The sequence below is a fragment of the Streptomyces sp. NPDC050287 genome, from assembly GCF_044459385.1.
In the GTDB taxonomy this organism is placed as follows: Bacteria; Actinomycetota; Actinomycetes; order Streptomycetales; family Streptomycetaceae; genus Streptomyces.
The window spans coordinates 161,100-178,971 of sequence record NZ_JBITIY010000014.1 but is presented as its reverse complement, the minus strand read 5'-3'; the positions used below and the strand labels follow the sequence as shown (position 1 = coordinate 178,971).

Here is a 17,872-nt window from a genome sequence, read left to right as displayed (position 1 = left end):
GGACCAGCAGGACGTTGACGGCCAGGTCGTACGCCCGGCGATGCCGGCCGTACCTCTGCCCGGCGATCACCACCACGGCGACACCGACCGACGTGCACTCTGCGTGCACATTTGATTACATAGCGCACTGATGGATGTCTGGTCGGTACGCCGCGACAGCCGTCCCGTGTCACGGACCGGGGCGGCCGTCGTGCTGCTGCTGGCCGGGCTGCTGCACCTGCTGGCGTGCGCCCACGGCCCCACCCCCACGGGGACCGTCCGTGCGGATGCCCTCCCCGTCGCCTCCGCTGTGTCCTGCGGACCGGTCGAGCGGGCGTCCGGCGGTCCCGCCGCCCAGGATCCCGGCTCCGGCGAGGGCGGCGCCACGGAGTGCCGGGGCGCGGACGTGCCGACGGTCCAGCCGCCGCGCGAGATCGCCCCGGCCGCCGCGGCGGCCCAGCACGGGCTCCCGGGCACATGCCTCGACGCACCGCCCGATGCCGTACGACGTGCGGCACCGGCGCCCGCGCGATCGACAGCCTTCTCCGACTCGAGCGAACGGGCCCGCCTGGGCGTGTGGCGCACCTGATCGGCCCCGAGCCGCACCCGAGGACAGCACCCGCACGCCCCGGCGACGGCTCCCGGTCAGTCCAGCCCCCTTCCCGACACAACGGCCGGCAAAGCGCATGCCGCCGGCCGCAGGAGAAGCACGCCATGAACCAGATCACCCCCACACCCGGCCCGTCCGCGCCCGCCCAACTCCTCACCGTCGGCAAGCTCCCGACGCACACCCCGGCCGGCCTGGTCGGGGACACCCCCGTCCTGTGGATCGGCGCCCCCTTCACCGCCCCCGGGCGCGGCTTCTGGGCCAAGCTCGAAGGGCACAACCCCGGCGGCATCAAGGACCGCACCGCCCTGCACATGGTCCGCGCCGCCCGTGAGCGCGGGCAGTTGCCGCCCGGCGCCCGCATCGTCGAGTCCACCTCCGGAACCCTGGGCCTCGGACTGGCGCTCGCAGGTGCCGTCCACGGCCACCCGGTCACCGTCGTCACCGACCCCGGCATGGAACCCCTGATGACCGGCCTGCTCACGGCATACGGCGCCGAGGTGCACCTCGTCGACACCCCGCACCCCGCCGGCGGCTGGCAGGAAGCCCGCCGCCGGCGCGTCGAGGAACTCCTCGCCGGCCATCCCGGCGCCTGGTGGCCCGACCAGTACAACAACCCCGACAACGTGGCCGCCTACGCCCCGCTCGCCCACGAACTCGTCGGCCAGCTCGGCCGGATCGACACCCTCGTCGTATCCGTCGGCACCGGCGGCCACTCCGCCGGCATCGCCTCCGTGCTGCGCGGCTACTTCCCCCGCCTGCGGGTGGTCGGCGTGGACACCACCGGCTCGACCATCTTCGGCCAGCCCGCCACCACCCGTCTGATGCGCGGTCTGGGCAGCAGCATCCACCCCCGCAACGTCGCCTACGACCTGTTCGACGAGGTCCACTGGGTCGCGGCCCCGGAAGCGGTGTGGGCGGCGCGCCGCCTGGCCCGCGACCACTACGCCACCGGCGGCTGGAGCGTCGGCGCGGTCGCGCTCGTCGCGCGCTGGCTGGCCCGCACCCTGCCCGCGGAGGACCGGATCGTCACGGTCTTCCCCGACGGGCCCCAGCGGTATGTCGGCACCGTCTTCGACGACACCTACTGCCGCGAACACGGCCTGCTCGGCCACCTCCCCGCCGACGACCCGGACGAGATCGCCGACCCCCGCGACCGGACCGTCACCCGCTGGACGCGCTGCACCCACGTCACCGACCCGCTCAGCACGGCCGAAGCGCACCACGACGACGCCGGTCACGTCCTCGCGGGAGCCGCCCGATGAAGAGCCTGTGGCAGCAGACCCGCTCCTTCCCGCCCGCCGCACGGCTGCTGATGGCCAACCAGTTCGCCATCAACCTCGCCTTCTACATGCTCATGCCCTATCTCGCCGCCCACCTCTCCGGCGGAGTCGGCCTCGCGGCCTGGGCGGTCGGACTCGTCCTGGGGGTGCGCAACTTCTCGCAGCAGGGCATGTTCCTCATCGGCGGCACCCTCGCCGACCGCTTCGGCTACAAGGCCCCGATCATGGCCGGCTGCCTGCTGCGCACCGTCGGCTTCGGCCTGCTCGGCTGGGTCGACAACCTCCCCGCCCTGATCGCCGCGTCCGCCGCGACCGGCTTCGCGGGCGCCCTGTTCAACCCGGCCGTCCGCGCCTACCTCGCCGCCGAGTCCGGTGAGCGGCGCGTGGACGCCTTCGCCACCTTCAACGTGTACTACCAGGCCGGCATGCTGCTCGGCCCGCTCGTCGGACTCGCCCTGCTGGCCGCCGACTTCCGGCTCGTCTGCACGGCCTCTGCCGCGATCTTCGCCGCCCTGACGGTGCTGCAGGCACGGTCGCTGCCCGCCCGCCGGGGCGCAGCCACCGGCTCCGGGCCCCAGAACGTTCTGGCCCAGTGGCGCACGGTCGTCGCCAACCGGCCCTTCCTCCTCTTCGCCACCGCGATGACCGGCTCGTACGTCCTGACTTTCCAGGTCTATCTGGCTCTCCCGCTGGCCGCCGCCAAGGCCCTTGGATCCGGGGGGACCTGGGCCACGAGCGGACTGTTCGTCGTCTCGGCCGTGGTCGCCGTCGTGGCGCAGCTACGGCTGACGAGCTGGGCGAAGGAGAAGTGGAGCGGGGCCCAGGCACTGGTGCGCGGACTGGCCACGATGGGGCTGGCCTTCCTGCCGCTCGCCCTCACGCCGAACGATGCTCCGGCCGCCGTGCTCAGCGCCCTGGTGGCGGCCGTCGCGCTGCTCGCGGCCGGCAGCGCCATCGTCTACCCCTTCGAGATGGACACCGTCGTCACGCTCTGCGGCAACCGCCTCGTCGCGACCCACTACGGCCTCTACAGCACCGTCTCCGGCCTGGGCATCACCCTCGGCAACCTCGCCACCGGCGCCCTGTGGGACTTCGCCACGCGCCACCACGCCCTCTGGCTGACCTGGAGCGCCCTGACCGTGACGGGGCTCGGCTGTGCGGCCTCCGTCGGCGCCCTCGTCCGCAGCGGACGCCTGGCCGTGCGAGAGGAGCCGCGGCTCGCCGTCGCCTGAGCGAACGGTCCGGCGAAGGGACGGGAGGCCGGTGGTGGCCGGTCTCCCTCCCGCTGGAACGCTCCCGTGCCGGCCGCCGCGGACGCCGTTGTCACCCGAACCGCTTAATATTCACTCGTCATGGGGAGCCGGACACAGGACACGACCCGCGAGGCGTGGCGGACCACGCGCATCGTGGCGCTCCGCTCTGCCGTCGCGGTCCTGCTCGCCGCGCTGATGGTGTGCCTGGGGTACGCCCCCCACGGTCACAGCGCCCCCGCCGCCACCCCGGCCGCCACCTCCATGACGGCCCTGTCCGCCGCGGCCGGCCTGACGGCCCTACCGGCCGATCACCCCGCGTCGACAGTCGCGCACCCGGCCGACTGCCCGTCCCGCGACGGATGCTGCGGCCCGGCGGGCGCCGGCATGGGAGCCGTACGCGTCGCGCCCGCGCACCCGCTCCAGGCGACGCTGCCGCGCGGGGCGGACCTCCCCCGGCAGCCGGACACAGCCGCGCGCGCCGCCGAGCCCGCGCCGACCTGCCGGGCTCCCGACCTCCACGTCCTCCAGGTGCAACGGACCTAGACGGATGCCCGAGACACCCGAAGCCGTGCGCTGCCGCGTACGGCTCGGCACGTCCGTCCATTCCCGTCCACCCCGCACCCACCACGAGGATCACTCAGCCATGAGCAAGACCAGCAAGAAGGCGGCCACCGAAGCACGTCGGGCCAAGATAGAGGAGGCGCGTCGCGCCGAGAGAGCCCGCGAGCGCCGCAACCGGATCATCACCGTCACGGTCAGCGCCCTCATCGTCGTCGGCCTCGTCGGGTGGGGCGCGTACGCCATCAACGACGCGAACGAGAAGGAGGACCAGCAGGCCGCCGCGGCGAAGAAGCCGGTTCGGGGCGAGAAGAGCTGGGACGCCAAAAAGCTCGGCCGCAACCACGTTCAGCAGAAGGTCAAGTACCCGATGAACCCGCCCGTCGGCGGCGACCACAACCAGGCGTGGATGACCTGCGACGGTACCGTCTACACCAAGCCCGTCGCCAACGAGAACGCCGTGCACTCCCTGGAGCACGGCGCGGTATGGGTGACGTACAACGACAAGGCCGCGGACGCGGACGTCAAGACGCTCGCCGACAAGGTCGCCAAGACGCCCTACACGCTGATGAGTCCGGACAAGACCCAGTCCGGGGCGATCATGCTGTCGGCCTGGGGCCACCAGCTCGCCGTCGACAAGGCGTCCGACCCCAGGGTCGAGCAGTTCCTCACCAAGTACGTCCAGGGCTCGCAGACCCCGGAACCGGGCGCGGCCTGCACGAACGGCCTCACCGCTTCCTGAGGGGCCGGCAGCCGGGCCGTCTACTATGGCCGTGCGTATTCGCTTGCGCATTCGGTGGCGAAAGGGAGTAAGGGTCATGCGGCGGTTGGGGGATCTCGAGGCGGAGATCATGGACCGTCTGTGGACGTGGAACCGTCCAGCGACGGTGCGTGAGGTCGTCGACGACATCAACACGATCCGGCCCGTCGCCTACACGACGGTGATGACCGTCACCAACATCCTGTACACCAAGGGCTGGCTGCTGCGGGGCAAGCAGGGTCGCGCCTGGCTGTACTCGCCGGTCCGCAGTCGTGAGGCGTACGCCGCCGCGCTCATGGAGGACGGTCTGGGCGCGAGCAAGGACCGCCCGGCCGCCCTGGTCCACTTCGTCGAGAACATGTCCGAGGAAGAGGTGGCCGCCCTGCGCAAGGCCCTGCGGAACGTCGGACGACAGGCGCGTGCGTGAACGCGGCTCCCGTCCTGGTCGGTTACACGACCGCGGTGGGTTTCGTCGCACCGCGGCTGATCCTGCGGGCCCGCTGGCCGCACCGTGCTCCGGCGCTGGCGGCGGCGGTGTGGCTGGCCTTGGTGGTGTCCTTCTCGGTCGGGGTGGCGTTGTTCGCCTACAACCTCGCGATGCCGACCGAGCACCTGCACGCGGGCCTGGTGGGCCTGCTCCACTCCTGCGGGTTCGATGTGGGAGTGGGCAGGCCCGGCCCGGACCTCGCGGACCCGCCGGCCGTCGGGGTGCCCGCCGCCGTCGCGATCGCCCTGGCGGCCAGTTTCGCCTTCCAGGTGGTGCGCGCCCGGCGGGCTCGGGCAGCACACCGGGAGGCCCTCGACCTGGTGGGCCGGCACTCGGCACGGCTGAGCGCCACCGTCCTGCCGTATGACATCCCCGCCGCCTACTGCCTGCCCGGTCGCCGCCCCAGGGTCGTGGTCAGCGACGCGGCCGTGCGCACGCTGACGCCGGAGCAGCTCGGCGCCGTGCTGGAGCACGAACAGGCCCACATCGCGGGCCGCCATCACCTCGTCCTGGCCGCCGTGGAGGCCTTCCACTCGGTGTTCCGCCGGCTCCCCCTGGCCCGCCACGCGCGTGAGCAGACGGCGCTGCTGCTGGAGATGATCGCGGACGACCGTGCTCTGCGCCATCACTCCGACGAGGTGCTGGCCACCGCCATGTACGAGATGGCCACGACCCGTCCCCCCAACGGCGCGCTGGCCGCGGGCGGCCACACGGTCCTCGTCCGGTTGCAGCGGGTCCTGGGTCCGCGCGAGGCACCCCACCCCGCCCTGTGGGGTTCCGTCGCCATCGTGGCCGTGGCGGTTCCGCTGCTGCCGCTGCTGGTCGCCTGCCCGCCCGGCCTCGGTTGATCCATGTCGGGTGGGACGCCCGCGAATCGGACTCACTTGCGATGCGAACTACGAAGCTACTAAGTTCTACCGCACTTGACTGGTCCATCGCCCGGGGGCGTCGGTACGACGTACGACCGCCGACCCGTCGCCCGGTCACACAAGCACGCCCGTCGCCCGGTACACAGACCGCACAGAGGAGTCACCCCCAAGATGGGAACCCACCGTCGGCCTAAGCCGCCCAGCCGTGCCCGGATGGCCACCCTCGGCATGGCCGCCGGCGCCGTCAGCCTCCTGCCGACGCAGAGCGAGGCGGCTCCCGAGCCCACGGTCGACGAGGTGCGCAAGCGGGTCGAGAAGCTCTACGAGGAGGCCGAGGCCCCCACCGAGGAGTACAACGCCATCAGCGAGAAGCAGGCGAAGCTGCAGCGCGAGGTGGACGGTGCGCGGGACCGGGTGGCGCGCAAGCAGCAGGAGATCAATGAACTGCGGGCGAAAATAGGTCCGTTGGCGGCGGCACAGTACCGCAGTGGTGGCGTTGACCCGAGTGTGCAGCTCTTTCTCTCCGGTGACCCGGACGACTATCTCCACCAGGCCGAGATGCTCGACCGTACGAGCAGCCGGCAGGCCGGCGCCCTGCGGGCGATGCAGTCCAAGCAGCGCGAACTCACCCAGGAGCGTCAGGACGCCCAGCGGCGCCTGGCGGCCCTTCAGGAGACGCGCGCCAAGGCCGCCAGGACGAAGAACGAGGTACAGGGCAAGCTCGCCGAGGCCCGCAAGCTCCTGAACAGCCTGACCGCACAGCAGCGCGCCACCATGGAGGCCGCCCAGGAACGCGACGACGCCTCCGCGGGCGCCAGCGACTCCCCCGCCCCCTACAACGGCCCCGCCAGTGGTCGCGCGAAGACCGCCCTCGACTTCGCGTACGCCCAGCTCGGCAAGCCCTACGAGTGGGGCTCGACCGGTCCCGATTCCTACGACTGCTCCGGACTCGTGGGAGCGGCCTGGCGCTCGGCGGGCGTGTCCCTGCCCCGCACGGTCAAGCAGATGTACGACGCCGGCCGCAAGGTGGCCAAGTCGGACCTGCGACCGGGCGACATCATCTACTGGTACAACGACAACCAGCACAACGGCATGTACGTCGGCGACGGCAAGGCCATCCACGCCCCGCGCACCGGCAAGAACATCGAGATCGTCCCCCTGGACTCGATGCCGCTCTTCGCCGCGTCCCGGCCCTGAGCAACAACGCTCGCGCCGGGCAAGGAACTTCGGTCCCGCTCTCGCACACCCCGATGATCAGGTGGACGCCGGATCGGGTTCCGCCTCGGCGCGTACCGAATAGCGCTTGTCGTAACCGCGCAGCTTCCACAGGGCGACCGCGCCGATCCAGGTCGCCAGGAAGGTGACCACGATGACGATGCCGATCGTGTTGAGGTCGAGGGCGGCGAACCATGACCAGGGTGCGTGGTCGGCCGCGCCGAGCCGCTCGGCGAGCAGGGAGACCAGTTCCACCGTTCCGACCACGAAGGCCACGAAGATCGACAGGCCGGTCATGGTGAGGTTGTAGTAGATCTTGCGAACGGGGTTCGAGAACGACCACTCGTACGCCTTCGCCATGAAGACCCCGTCGGTGGTGTCCATCAGGCTCATACCGGCCGCGAAGATCAACGGCAGCGCGATGATGGCGAGCGGCGGCAAGGTGCCGTCCGCGGCGGAGCCCGCCGCGAGGCCGAGGGCGCCGACCTGGGTGGCGGTGTCGAAACCGAGGCCGAAGAGCAGGCCCACGAAGTAGAGCTGCCAGCTGTGGTCGATGAACTTGTTGTAGCGGCCCTTGAAGACCCGGTTCATCAGCCCCCGGTCGGCCAGCAGCCGCTCCAGCTCCTCCGGCTGGTGGCGACCCTCCTTCGCCTCGCGCCAGGTCCTGACGATGCCGCGCAGCACGGCGAAGTTCAGGGCGGCGATGGCGTACAGGAACACACCCGAGACCAGCGTGCCGATGACGCCCCCGATGTCGGCGAAGCCCGCCTGGAAACGGTTCGCGGCCTGGGCCGCGAAGGCGATGCCCACGGAGAGCGCGAAGACGACGGTCGAATGGCCGAGCGAGAAGGCGAGGCCGGCGCCGAGCGGCCGCTTACCCTTCTGCAGCAGGTAGCGGGTGGTGTCGTCGATGGCCGAGATGTGGTCCGCGTCGAAGGCGTGCCGCATGCCCAGCGTGTACGCCAGCCCGGCCGCGCCGGCGTACAGCAGTTCGCCCTGGCTGTCGGCGAGGCCGTGGTATCGGGCGTTGTAGTACGCGAAGAGACCGAACCCGGCCACGTGCAGGGCCACGATGAAGCCGTACATCGCCGCCAGGCGCCGTATCTCCCCGCGGTCGAACCGGCGGCGCCGCTGGGCGACGGGTGCGGTCTGCGTGGTCATGGGCGGCTTCCCCCCGGGTTCAGTCCTGCGGCTGGCTACTAATGCGATGGTTCACTATATGCAACCCATGTGCAGCAGGGTCCGGCGAGGTCGAATCGGGCCTGGCTCGCGGGCCCGCGAGGGGGGTCCTGCCGGGGTTCGGCGCGGCTCGGCACCGTCGGGTTCCGAGTCGCGCGGGTCGGCCTCACCGCCAGGCACACTCGTGCCCCGTCGACCCCCGGGCCTGGGACTGCCGCGGCCATACTGACCACATGGATGTCTCGCCGGACAACTCACCGCCGGAGGCCGGAATGGTCGACCTCGTTCTGTTCCATCACGCTCTGGGGCTCACGCCGGGGGTCACCGGTTTCGCCGACACACTCCGTCGCGCCGGGCACAGCGTCCACACGCCCGACCTCTTCGAGGGCCACACGTTCTACACTCTCGAGAAGGGCATGAGCTACGTCGAGCAGATCGGCTTCCACGAGGTGATCGAGCGCGGCGTCCGGTCCGTCGGGGACCTGCCCGCGGATCTGTTCTACGCCGGCTTCTCCGTGGGCGTGCTCCCCGCACAGAAGCTGGCGCAGACCCGGACCGGCGCGCGGGGAGCGCTGCTGTACTACGCGTGCGTTCCGGTCTCGGAGTTCAGTCCCGCCTGGCCGCAGGGCGTACCGGTCCAGGTGCACGGCATGGATGCCGACCCGTTCTTCGCCGGCGAGGGCGACATCGACGCGGCACGGGCACTCGTCGCCTCGGCCGACCAGGCTGAACTGTTCCTCTACCCCGGCGACCAGCACTACTTCGCCGACGACACGCTCGCGTCCTACGTCCCCGAGGCAGCCGCCCTGCTGCTCGACCGCACACTGGCGTTTCTTGAGCGATGAGATCGCGGTCCTGGTGACAGTCCTGCGGACAAGACCCGAGGGTCCCCGGACGGACGGCTCCCGACACGAAATCCCGCCTGCCGCCTGAACACCGTCCGACCCCGCGACGTACTAAGGGCACTAGCAGTCAATGCCCACGCGGCGCCCCTGGGCGCTTCGCACGACGAGGTGGCCGCCGGAAGTGCGGGCCCGCCGTGCTCGGACGATCGGGAAGACGAACATGGGAACTCTGGCGCTCAGTTGGGCCGTGGCCGTGATCGCCGCCCTGGTGGCCGCCGTCAGCGCGGTCCGGGTGGCCACCACGAGCGGCGAGGCCCGGTACGCGGCGGGCGGCGACCTGCTGATGGGGCTGTGCATGGCGGCCATGGCCCTGCCGGCGACGGTCGGCTGGTACGCGGGTCACGGCATGTGGTGGGCCGCGGCGTTCGGCCTGCTCGGACTCGGGGGCGTGGTCATGGCGGTCAAGCACACCCGCACGGGCGGGTGGGGGCACGGCCGCCACTGGGTGCACCTCATCGTCGGCAGCGCCGGCATGGTGATCATGACTCTCGCCATGACGAGCACGTCGTCCGGACCGGTACTGGCCCTGGGCGGCTCCTCCATGGCGCACATGCCGGGCATGGCGAACATGGCGAGCCCGACCGGCACGCACGGGATGGCCGGCATGGAGTCCATGGCGGGGATGGACGGCATGGAGGGGATGGGCTCGATGCCGGGGATGAACATGCCGGGCATGGCGAACTCCGCTGCCGACGCGGGTTCGTCGGCCGGGTCCGGTTCCCTGTGGCGGTTCGTGATCTTGGCACTCGCCGTGTACTTCCTGCTGTCCGTCGGCGCGTCCCTGTGGGCCAGGGTCCGCGGCACCGGCGAGCGGGGACGGGCCGGCACGGGCTTCAGCTGGGGCCGCTGGCTGCTCGCCATGCCGGACACGGTGCTCGTCTTCCTTGCGTCGCTGACGATCTCGGTGTGGGACAGGAGCAGGGTGGCGCAGCGGTCGGGGCGCGGCCGGCGCCGCAAGCTCGGAGCCGCCCCGGACGCGGCGCTGGCCGCCCACATCGGCATGGGCGGGACCATGTCCGCGATGCTGCTGATGATGGCGGCGTGACAGCCGGCCTTCCCTGATCAGCGCACGTCACTTCCCGGTGTCCGACGCGGGCCGCGGGGCGTAGTAGGCCAGGAACATGTCCACGCCGCCGGTGATGAGGCGGTCGGCCAGGTCGTCGTCGATGTGGGTGCCGTACGAGCTGAAGACCATGTGGGGGAAGACCAACAGCGCGTAGAGCTGGATGATCGCGGCCTCCAGGTCAGGGATGACCAGTCGGCCCTGGTCGGCGAGCGTGCGCAGGGCGCCCGCGACGGCCGGATGGTGACCCTCCGGACCGCGCTCCTGCCACGCCCGCCCCAGCTCGGGGAAGCGGTGCTGTTCAGCGACGACGAGGTTGCGCAGGGCGGTGACGTCCTTGTTGGTCCTGACGGCGTGCGCCCAGGCGCGGGCGGCGTCGAGCAGGGCCGCGCGCAGGTCCTCCGCCTCGGGCAGCGCTTCGATCGCGGTCGAGGAGGCGTGGCCGAGTGGTTCGTCGAGCGCGCTCGTGATGACCGCGGTGAACAGCGCCTCCTTGCTCCCGAAGTGGTTGTAGACCGTCACCTTCGACACGCCCGCCTCGGCGGCGATGGAGTCCATGCCGACACCGAACCCGTCCCGCAGAAAGAGCTCGCGCGCCGCCCGGACGATGGCCTGCCGTTTCAGCTCGGCGCGAGGCCCGCTCGGGGGTTGCTTGACGCTGTCCACGTTCATGCGCCGATCCTAGCAATACCTGAACTGAACAGTTGAGTTCACATGTACTGGACCGTACAGTTCAGTCGCGGGCACGGAGCCGCCGTACCCGCCCCCTGCCGACAAGGACGCGTCATGACTCACTCCGCAAGCCACACGCACCCCGCGACGGAGCACCACCACCCTCCGGCCGATCCGCGCCGCTGGGCGGCCCTCGCCCTCATCTGCGTCGCCCAGTTCATGCTGATCCTCGACGTCACCGTGGTGAACGTCGCCCTGCCGGACATGGCCGCCGACCTCGCCCTGGACCGTGCGACGCTGACCTGGGCGGTCACCGCGTACACGCTGTGCTTCGGCGGGCTGATGCTGCTCGGCGGACGCCTCGCGGACGCCCTCGGCGCCCGCCGCACGCTCCTCGCCGGGCTCGCCGTCTTCACCGCCGCCTCCCTGGTCACCGGGCTCGCCGGAAGCGCGACGACGCTGCTGAGCGGGCGCGTCGCCCAGGGAGTGGGCGCCGCCCTGCTCTCCCCCGCGGCTCTGTCCATCGTCACCACCACCTTCCACGGCACCGAGCGCAACAAGGCACTGGGGGTATGGGCCGTGATCGGCGGCTCGGGGTCGGCTGCCGGAGTCCTGATCGGCGGCGCGCTGACCGACGGACCGGGCTGGCAGTGGGTTTTCTTCGTCAACGTCCCGATCGGCCTCGCCGTCCTCGCCGTCCTGCCGGCGTTCGTCCCCGCCCGCGCCCCGCGACCGGCCCGGCTCGACGTACCCGGCGCGCTGCTGGTCACCACGGCCACCGGCTCGCTCATCTACGGCCTGGTGGAGGCCGGTGACTCCGGCTGGGGCGACTGGGCCACAGTGCTGCCGCTGGCGGCTGCCGTGCTGTTGTACGGGTGCTTCGCCGCGGTCGAACGAGCGAGCCGGGCTCCGCTGATGGATCTGCGGATGTTCGCCCGGCGCCCGGTCCTCGCGGGCGCGTTCCTGATGCTGATCGCCACCGCGCTGCTGATCGCGTACTTCTTCCTCGGCTCGGTGTATCTCCAGCACGTCCGTGGCTTCAGCCCGCTGAAGACCGGGCTGCTGTTCCTGCCCGTCGCCGTGGCCACCGGCTTGGGCGCGCACCTCGGCTCCCGTCTCGTCGGCCGGATCGGGAGCCGCGCCGTGGCCGTGTCCGGCATGGCGATCGCCGCCGCGGGATCGCTGCCGCTGACCCGGCTGTCCGCGGAGGGCAGCGTGTTCACGGGCCTGCTGCCCGGCTTCGCCGTGGCCTCCGTCGGCCTCGGCACGGTCTTCGTCACCGCCACGACCACCGCCCTCGGCATGGTGGAACACCACGAGGCCGGCCTCGCCTCCGGGGTCGTCAACACCTTCCACGAAGTGGGTGGTTCGATCGGCGTGGCGGTCGTCTCCACGGTGGCCGCCGCCGGAATCGAGGCAGGCTCGGTCGGCGGCTTCACGGACGCCTTCACCGTCTGCGCCCTCGCGGCGGCGGTCAGCGCTGTCGCGGCCCTGGGACTCGTACCGCGCGGCAAGCCACAGCCGACCGGCGGCCCGCACGTGCACTGACGCGTCGGAAGAGCCGTACGGCAGCCGTGAAGGCGGCACCTGCGGGCACTTCCGGGCTGGGCGGGAGCTTTCCGTGGAGCCTGAGGCCAACCGGGTGTGCCATCGGCGTCCGGGAAGCCGACCAGAAGTCGGGGGTGAGGCAGGGACCCGTCGATGGGTTACGCAGGAGGTGGTGCGGCCTGTGGAGGGTCTGTGGCCGCGGGCTGTTCGCGTTGTCGAACCGCCGCTGCCGCCAAGGTCGTTCCACCGCGCCCCCTCGCACGTTACCGTTCGGTAGACGACGCGCTCCCGGAGGTTCCCCGCATGACGCTCGACCGTTCCCCAGGCCTGGCGGAGTCCGCCCGTGCGCTGGCCGCCCGGGAGGTGACCGCCCGGGAGCTCGTGGAGCAGGCCCTGGCGCGGATCGAGGCCTCGCAGGAGTCCCTGAACGCCTTCCGGATCGTACGGACCCGGGCGGCGCTCGCCGAGGCCGAGGCCGCGGACGGGGAGCTGGCCGCGGGGATCCGCAAGCCGTTGCTCGGGGTGCCGGTGGCCGTCAAGGACGACATGGACGTGGCGGGCGAGCCGACCGCGTTCGGCTGTCGGGGTGAGTTCCCGGCGGTCGCGCGGGACGGCGAGGCGGTACGGCGGTTGCGCGCGGCCGGGGCCGTGATCGTCGGCAAGACCAACACCTGCGAGTTCGGCCAGTGGCCGTTCACCGAGGGGCCCGCCTTCGGCGCGACCCGTAATCCGTGGAGCCCCGAGCACACGCCCGGCGGTTCGTCGGGCGGTTCGGCCGCGGCCGTCGCCGCGGGGCTGGTACCCGCCGCGCTCGGTTCGGACGGGGCCGGCTCGGTGCGGATTCCCGCCGCCTGGACCCACCTGATCGGCATCAAACCGCAGCGCGGCCGTGTCTCCACCTGGCCGCGCGGCGAGTCCTTCCAGGGCATCACCGTCAACGGCACGCTCGCCCGTACGGTCGCCGACGCGGCCCTGCTGCTGGACGCGGCGAGCGGCAACCACGACCTCGATCCGCACCGGCCGCCCGCCGTCAACGCCTTCGAGGCCGTCGGCCGCGACCCGGGCCGACTGCGCATCGCGCTCTCCCTGAAGCCGCCGTTCACCGCCGCGCCCGCCCGGCTCCTGCCGGAGGTGCGCGCACGGGTCGTCCAACTCGCCGAGCAGCTGAGCGGGTTGGGGCACCACGTGGAGGAGGCCGATCCGCCGTACGGTCAGATCGGGCTGACCTTCGTGCCCCGCGCCACCGCCGGCATCGCCGAACGCGTGCGCGAGGCGCCCTTCCCCACGCTCCTCGACCGGCGCACCCTGGGCGCCGCCCGGCTGGGCGGACTGCTCGGCGGGGTACCGCTGCGGGCGGCCCGGCGCGCGGAGGCGGTGCTGCACCGTCGTATCGGCGGGTTCTTCACGTCGTACGACGTGGTCCTCGCGCCGACCACGGCCGCTCCGCCACCGCGCATCGGCGCCCTGGCGAACCTGGGGGGCCTGGCCACCGACCGCGCGATGATCGCGGCCTGTCCCTACGCCTGGCCGTGGAACGTGCTGGGCTGGCCCGGCGTCAACGTGCCCGCCGGTTTCGTCACTGGCGGTCTGCCGGTGGGCGCCCAGTTGCTCGGACCGGCGAACAGCGAGCCGCTGCTGCTCTCGCTCGCCGCGCAACTGGAGACGGAACTGCGCTGGCACGAAACCTGGCCGCCGCAGCCGGTCGCCTCGGAATCGGCGGTGGCGCAGGGACATTAGGCCCGTACCCTGTGGCCATGGACGACGCGTCGATGGTCGGGCTCATGGGACGGGTCACCGGGACGGTCGGGCCCGGGCTCGTCGGCGAGGTGATCGTCCGCGTGCGCGGCGGCGCCGAGCACTTCCTCGCCTACCCCGCCGCCGGCTCGGACCGCATCGAGCGGGGCACGGTGGTGATGGTGGTGGAGTACCTGCCGCCCAGGACGGTCTACGTGACGGCGGCGTACGAGGCTTGAGCCCTCCGGTGTACGCCAGTTGAGCCGGCCGCGGCGCAGGTGAGAGCCGTCCGCGTCAAGGTTTCGACAAGGAAGTGCCGGCGTCTTCACCCGGGGCTCGCGCAGGCGCACACTCCCTTTCGTTCGGTGCCGAAAGGGCACCATGCAAAGGGGGCGTATGCCGATGGTTGTCGGCGTCGTTGCGGGGGCGGCCGTACTCGCCGTTCTCGTTCTGATCGGTCTGTTCAAGATGATGTGGCGAGTGGCCGAACCGAATGAGGCTCTGGTCATCTCCGGTTCCAAGCACCGGACGGAGGGCCTTGAGGAGGGGATGGGCTTCCGTATCGTCACCGGGCGGGGCACGTTGGTACTGCCCGGTGTGCAGGCGGTGCGCAAGATGTCGCTCGACCTGAACGAGACCGAACTGCATGTGGACTGCGTGACCCACCAGGGCATACCGCTCAAGGTGCGGGGCGTGGTCATCTTCAAGGTGGGCGACGACTTCGTGTCGATCGCCAACGCGGCCCGTCGTTTCCTCGACCAGCAGAAGCTGATGTCGGAGCGGGTGCACAACGTCTTCGCCGGTCATCTGCGGTCCATCGTGGGCGGGTTGACGGTCGAGGACATGATCCGTGACCGGGAGAAGCTCACCGGGCAGACCCGGGCGGCCTGCGGTACGGAGATGGAGAAGCTGGGTCTGATCGTGGACTCGCTGCAGATCCACGAGATCGAGGACCCGACCGGGTACATCCAGAACCTGGCGATGCCGCACGCGGCGGCCGTGCAGCGGGACGCGCGGATCGCGCAGGCGGAGGCGAACCGGCTGGCGACCGAGGCCGAACAGCAGTCGTACGCCCGGATGGCCGAGGCCACCCGGGACAGCGAGATCCTCCAGGCCGGCTACCAGGCCGAGCGCGACAAGGCGGGCGCCAAGTCCCGGCAGGCGGGTCCACTGGCGGATGCCGCCGCGCGCCAGGAGGTCGTCGTCCAGGAGACGCGGGTGGCGGAGCTGGAAGCCCAGCGCCGGGAGCAGCAGCTCCAGGCGGACGTCCGCAAGCCGGCGGACGCGCAGGCCTACGAGAAGCGGACGCTGGCCGAGGCGGAGCGCGACGCGCGGATCTCGGCGGCCCAGGCCAAGGCGAAGGAGACGGAACTGGCGTCCGCCGCCGAGGCGACCCGGGTCAAGGCGGCCGCGGCCGCCGAGGCCGAGGCGACGAAGGCACGCGGTACGGCGATGGCGGCGGCCACCCGGGCCACCGGTGAGGCCGAGGCGGCCGCGGCACAGGCCAGGGGTCTCGCGGAGGCCGAGGCGACCAAGGCGCAGGGGCTCGCCGAGGCGGAGGCCATCAAGGCCCGGGCCGCCGCGCTCGCCGAGAACCAGGAGGCGGTCGTCGCCCAGCAACTCGCCGAGAACTGGCCGGAGATCGTGAAGGCGGGCGCGTCCGCGTTCGCCAGCGTCGACAACATGGTGGTGCTCAACGGCGCCGACGGCATGGCGGACATGCTCGCCAAGGCGCTCACCATGGGCGGTACCGGGCTGGGTCTGGCCCGTCAGCTGCTGGCCTCGATGAACCAGAACGGGCAGCACACGAACGGGACGTCGGCTCTGAACGGATCCGCGCCGCCGCCCGCCCAACGGGTGCCGGTGGACACCGACAAGGGGTGAGACGGACGACCTCCGGCCGGGGGCGAGGCGAACGGTCCGGGGCACAGGCTCTAACGTGACCCCGTGACTGCCTTCACCGATGAGAACCTCCCCGGCCGGTCCGGCCCCTCCGCCACCACCGAGGCCGACCCCCGCGAGGTGGGCCGGGTGCGCACGGAGTACTCGCCCGCGCACGACGGGGACCCGGATCCCGGCGAGATCGTCTGGACCTGGGTCCCCTTCGAGGAGAACGACGGCCGGGGCAAGGACCGCCCGGTGCTGGTCGTCGCCCGCGAGGCCGGCGGCACCTTCCTCGCCGTCCAGCTGTCGAGCAAGCGCCACGACGCCGGGCGGGCGGGTGGGGGAAGGGGTGCCCGCGAGTGGGTGCCGATCGGCAGCGGCCCCTGGGACGTCTCGGGCCGGGACTCGTGGGTCGACGTGGACCGCGTCCTGCGCCTGCACGAGGCCGGCATGCGCCGCGAGGCCTGCGCCCTGGACCGCATGCGGTTCAACCTGGTCCGCCACCGCCTGCGGGAGCGCTACGGCTGGACCTGACCGCGCAGGTGCCCGGCGACCCGGCACCCCTCCGCGCGGCACCCCTCCACCCGGCACCCCTCCGCCCGGCACGCCTGTCCCGGCCGACCCGGGCGGAGGCCACTCTCCCCGCCCGGGCGGACGCCACGCTCCCCGCCCGGGCGGACGCCACGCTCCCCGCCCGAGCGGACGCCACGCTCCCCGCCCGAGCGGACGCCACGATCCCCGCCTGAGCGGACGCCACGCTCCCCGCCCGACGAGGGACCGCCCCGCTCCCCCGCCCCACCGCGCGGACCCCGCGACCGGCGGTGGCTGGCCCGAACCGACGGCCCACCGCAGGTGACAGGCTCCCGCTACCGCTGGAGCTGACGCCCCGGAAACGCCCGTGCGAAGGCCTCCCGGACGACGTTCCCCGCCGTGCGGTCGAGGATCCCGAAGACCACGTGCTCGAAGACGCCGGCGAAGCGGCCCTCCGGGCCGAGGAGGGTGCGGAAGGCGGCCGCGACCTGGGCGGGGTCGTTCCGGAACACTCCGCAGCCCCAGGCTCCCAGGACCAGGCGCCGGTAGCCGTGGGCGGCGGCGGTCTCCAGTACTCGCTCGGCCCGGGACGCCAGGGCCCGCGGCAGCTCGGTCGCTCGCTGCGGGGCCGTGCGCAGCACCACACCGGCGTTCGGTGCGGCCGAGGTGAGGAACCCGGCGGTGTACGGCTCGTCCAGGAGGCGGCCGCGGTCGTCGCGGAAGACGGGCACGGCCGGCGAGTGGATGACCCGGTCGGTGTAGAACGGGTCGCGGTGGGAGCGGTGGTGGTCGTAGAACTCCCGGACCCCGACCAGGCAGGCGTACAGCGCCGAGGAGCGGCACAGGGCCTCCTCCTGGGCCTGGGCGCCGTTGAGGAAGCCGCCGCCGGGATTGCGGGCCGAGGCGAAGTTCAGGACGGCCACCGGTCCGGTGACGCGGTGGGCCGCCTCCAGGCTGCTCTCGCCCGTGACCTCGAACAACGTGTCCGCCGACGGGAGCGCCGGTACGTCCACCGGCCCCGGCCCGTACATCCGCGTACCGGCCCGGGCCGCCTCGACGGACACGGCGACGGACACCTCGTGCCCGGCCGGGGCACGGTAGGTACCGGCCGCCACGATCGCTTGTGTCTCTCGCGCGATGCCGCGCAGGCGCGCGCTCATGGCGCCACCCCCGTGTGCGCCATGACCGCGTGCCGCGCGGCCTCCCCCGTCGTGCTCATGCACGCATCCTGAGCGATTCTGGTCAGGTGCCGCAATGAGTTTTCCTGGCCCTGGGACGCCCGGAAAACTCCCTGAAAACACGACGGAAACGGAGATCACCGGCCCCTGATCGCGACGATGTGCCC

18 protein-coding genes are annotated in these 17,872 nt (G+C 72.2%); 15 read left to right on the top strand and 3 right to left on the bottom strand.

The genetic code is table 11. The features are described 5' to 3' along the window. Positions 1-166 precede the first annotated feature (166 nt). The 8 genes from ACIBK3_RS37375 to ACIBK3_RS37340 all read left to right on the top strand — a co-directional run bounded on the left by ACIBK3_RS37375 (position 167) and on the right by ACIBK3_RS37340 (position 6,993). A complete protein-coding gene (locus ACIBK3_RS37375) occupies positions 167-568 on the top strand; it encodes a hypothetical protein (protein WP_399372238.1) in 402 nt (133 codons plus the stop codon). 125 nt (positions 569-693) lie between these two features. After that, a complete protein-coding gene (locus ACIBK3_RS37370; protein WP_399372237.1) occupies positions 694-1,851 on the top strand; it encodes a PLP-dependent cysteine synthase family protein in 1,158 nt (385 codons plus the stop codon). Then, entirely contained in the window at positions 1,848-3,101 is a 1,254-nt protein-coding gene (locus ACIBK3_RS37365; protein ID WP_399372236.1) for an MFS transporter, read from the top strand. Before ACIBK3_RS37370 ends, ACIBK3_RS37365 begins: the two co-directional genes overlap by 4 nt. 120 nt (positions 3,102-3,221) lie before the next feature. Beyond that, complete coding sequence (locus tag ACIBK3_RS37360) at positions 3,222-3,665, top strand: hypothetical protein (RefSeq protein ID WP_399372235.1); 444 nt, start codon at positions 3,222-3,224, stop codon at positions 3,663-3,665. Between the two features lie 100 nt (positions 3,666-3,765). Beyond that, on the top strand, positions 3,766-4,422 hold the full coding sequence (locus ACIBK3_RS37355) for a DUF3105 domain-containing protein (protein ID WP_399372233.1): 657 nt from the start codon (positions 3,766-3,768) through the stop codon (positions 4,420-4,422). A 76-nt stretch (positions 4,423-4,498) separates the two neighbouring features. Next, on the top strand, positions 4,499-4,867 hold the full coding sequence (locus ACIBK3_RS37350) for a BlaI/MecI/CopY family transcriptional regulator (protein WP_399372231.1): 369 nt from the start codon (positions 4,499-4,501) through the stop codon (positions 4,865-4,867). Beyond that, positions 4,864-5,775, top strand: a complete 912-nt coding sequence (locus ACIBK3_RS37345) for a M56 family metallopeptidase (protein WP_399372230.1) — start codon at positions 4,864-4,866, stop codon at positions 5,773-5,775. Before ACIBK3_RS37350 ends, ACIBK3_RS37345 begins: the two co-directional genes overlap by 4 nt. 192 nt (positions 5,776-5,967) lie before the next feature. Then, the gene (locus tag ACIBK3_RS37340; RefSeq protein WP_399372229.1) at positions 5,968-6,993 is read left to right on the top strand and encodes an NlpC/P60 family protein; all 1,026 of its coding nucleotides are present in this window, start codon (positions 5,968-5,970) and stop codon (positions 6,991-6,993) included. 57 nt (positions 6,994-7,050) lie between these two features. On the opposite strand, the gene ACIBK3_RS37335 is transcribed toward ACIBK3_RS37340, so the two are convergent. Further along, complete coding sequence (locus ACIBK3_RS37335) at positions 7,051-8,172, bottom strand: HoxN/HupN/NixA family nickel/cobalt transporter (RefSeq protein ID WP_399372228.1); 1,122 nt, start codon at positions 8,170-8,172, stop codon at positions 7,051-7,053. A gap of 290 nt (positions 8,173-8,462) precedes the next feature. Between ACIBK3_RS37335 and ACIBK3_RS37330 the strand changes: the two genes are divergently transcribed. Together ACIBK3_RS37330 and ACIBK3_RS37325 are read left to right on the top strand one after the other, a co-directional pair. Then, positions 8,463-9,035, top strand: coding sequence for a dienelactone hydrolase family protein (locus ACIBK3_RS37330; RefSeq protein ID WP_399372362.1), 573 nt, complete (start codon positions 8,463-8,465; stop codon positions 9,033-9,035). Between the two features lie 220 nt (positions 9,036-9,255). Continuing rightward, positions 9,256-10,140 (top strand): DUF5134 domain-containing protein, encoded by an 885-nt coding sequence (locus ACIBK3_RS37325; RefSeq protein WP_399372227.1) that lies wholly within the window; start codon positions 9,256-9,258, stop codon positions 10,138-10,140. Between the two features lie 27 nt (positions 10,141-10,167). Here ACIBK3_RS37325 and ACIBK3_RS37320 read toward each other — a convergent pair whose 3' ends face one another. Then, positions 10,168-10,830 (bottom strand): TetR/AcrR family transcriptional regulator, encoded by a 663-nt coding sequence (locus tag ACIBK3_RS37320; protein WP_399372225.1) that lies wholly within the window; start codon positions 10,828-10,830, stop codon positions 10,168-10,170. Positions 10,831-10,944: 114 nt separating this feature from the next. On the opposite strand from ACIBK3_RS37320, the gene ACIBK3_RS37315 reads away from it, so the two are divergent. The 5 genes from ACIBK3_RS37315 to ACIBK3_RS37295 all read left to right on the top strand — a co-directional run bounded on the left by ACIBK3_RS37315 (position 10,945) and on the right by ACIBK3_RS37295 (position 16,530). After that, entirely contained in the window at positions 10,945-12,378 is a 1,434-nt protein-coding gene (locus tag ACIBK3_RS37315) for an MFS transporter (protein WP_399372223.1), read from the top strand. Positions 12,379-12,681: 303 nt separating this feature from the next. Then, positions 12,682-14,115 carry an amidase gene (locus ACIBK3_RS37310; protein WP_399372222.1) on the top strand — a complete coding sequence of 478 codons (1,434 nt, stop codon included), beginning with the start codon at positions 12,682-12,684 and terminating at the stop codon, positions 14,113-14,115. Positions 14,116-14,132: 17 nt separating this feature from the next. After that, complete coding sequence (locus tag ACIBK3_RS37305; RefSeq protein WP_399372221.1) at positions 14,133-14,351, top strand: hypothetical protein; 219 nt, start codon at positions 14,133-14,135, stop codon at positions 14,349-14,351. A gap of 157 nt (positions 14,352-14,508) precedes the next feature. Then, positions 14,509-15,996, top strand: a complete 1,488-nt coding sequence (locus ACIBK3_RS37300) for a flotillin family protein (protein ID WP_399372220.1) — start codon at positions 14,509-14,511, stop codon at positions 15,994-15,996. Between the two features lie 63 nt (positions 15,997-16,059). Then, complete coding sequence (locus tag ACIBK3_RS37295) at positions 16,060-16,530, top strand: type II toxin-antitoxin system PemK/MazF family toxin (RefSeq protein ID WP_399372219.1); 471 nt, start codon at positions 16,060-16,062, stop codon at positions 16,528-16,530. A gap of 332 nt (positions 16,531-16,862) precedes the next feature. Here ACIBK3_RS37295 and ACIBK3_RS37290 read toward each other — a convergent pair whose 3' ends face one another. Next, the gene (locus ACIBK3_RS37290; RefSeq protein WP_399372218.1) at positions 16,863-17,687 is read right to left on the bottom strand and encodes a TIGR02452 family protein; all 825 of its coding nucleotides are present in this window, start codon (positions 17,685-17,687) and stop codon (positions 16,863-16,865) included. Between the last annotated feature and the right edge of the window lie 185 nt (positions 17,688-17,872).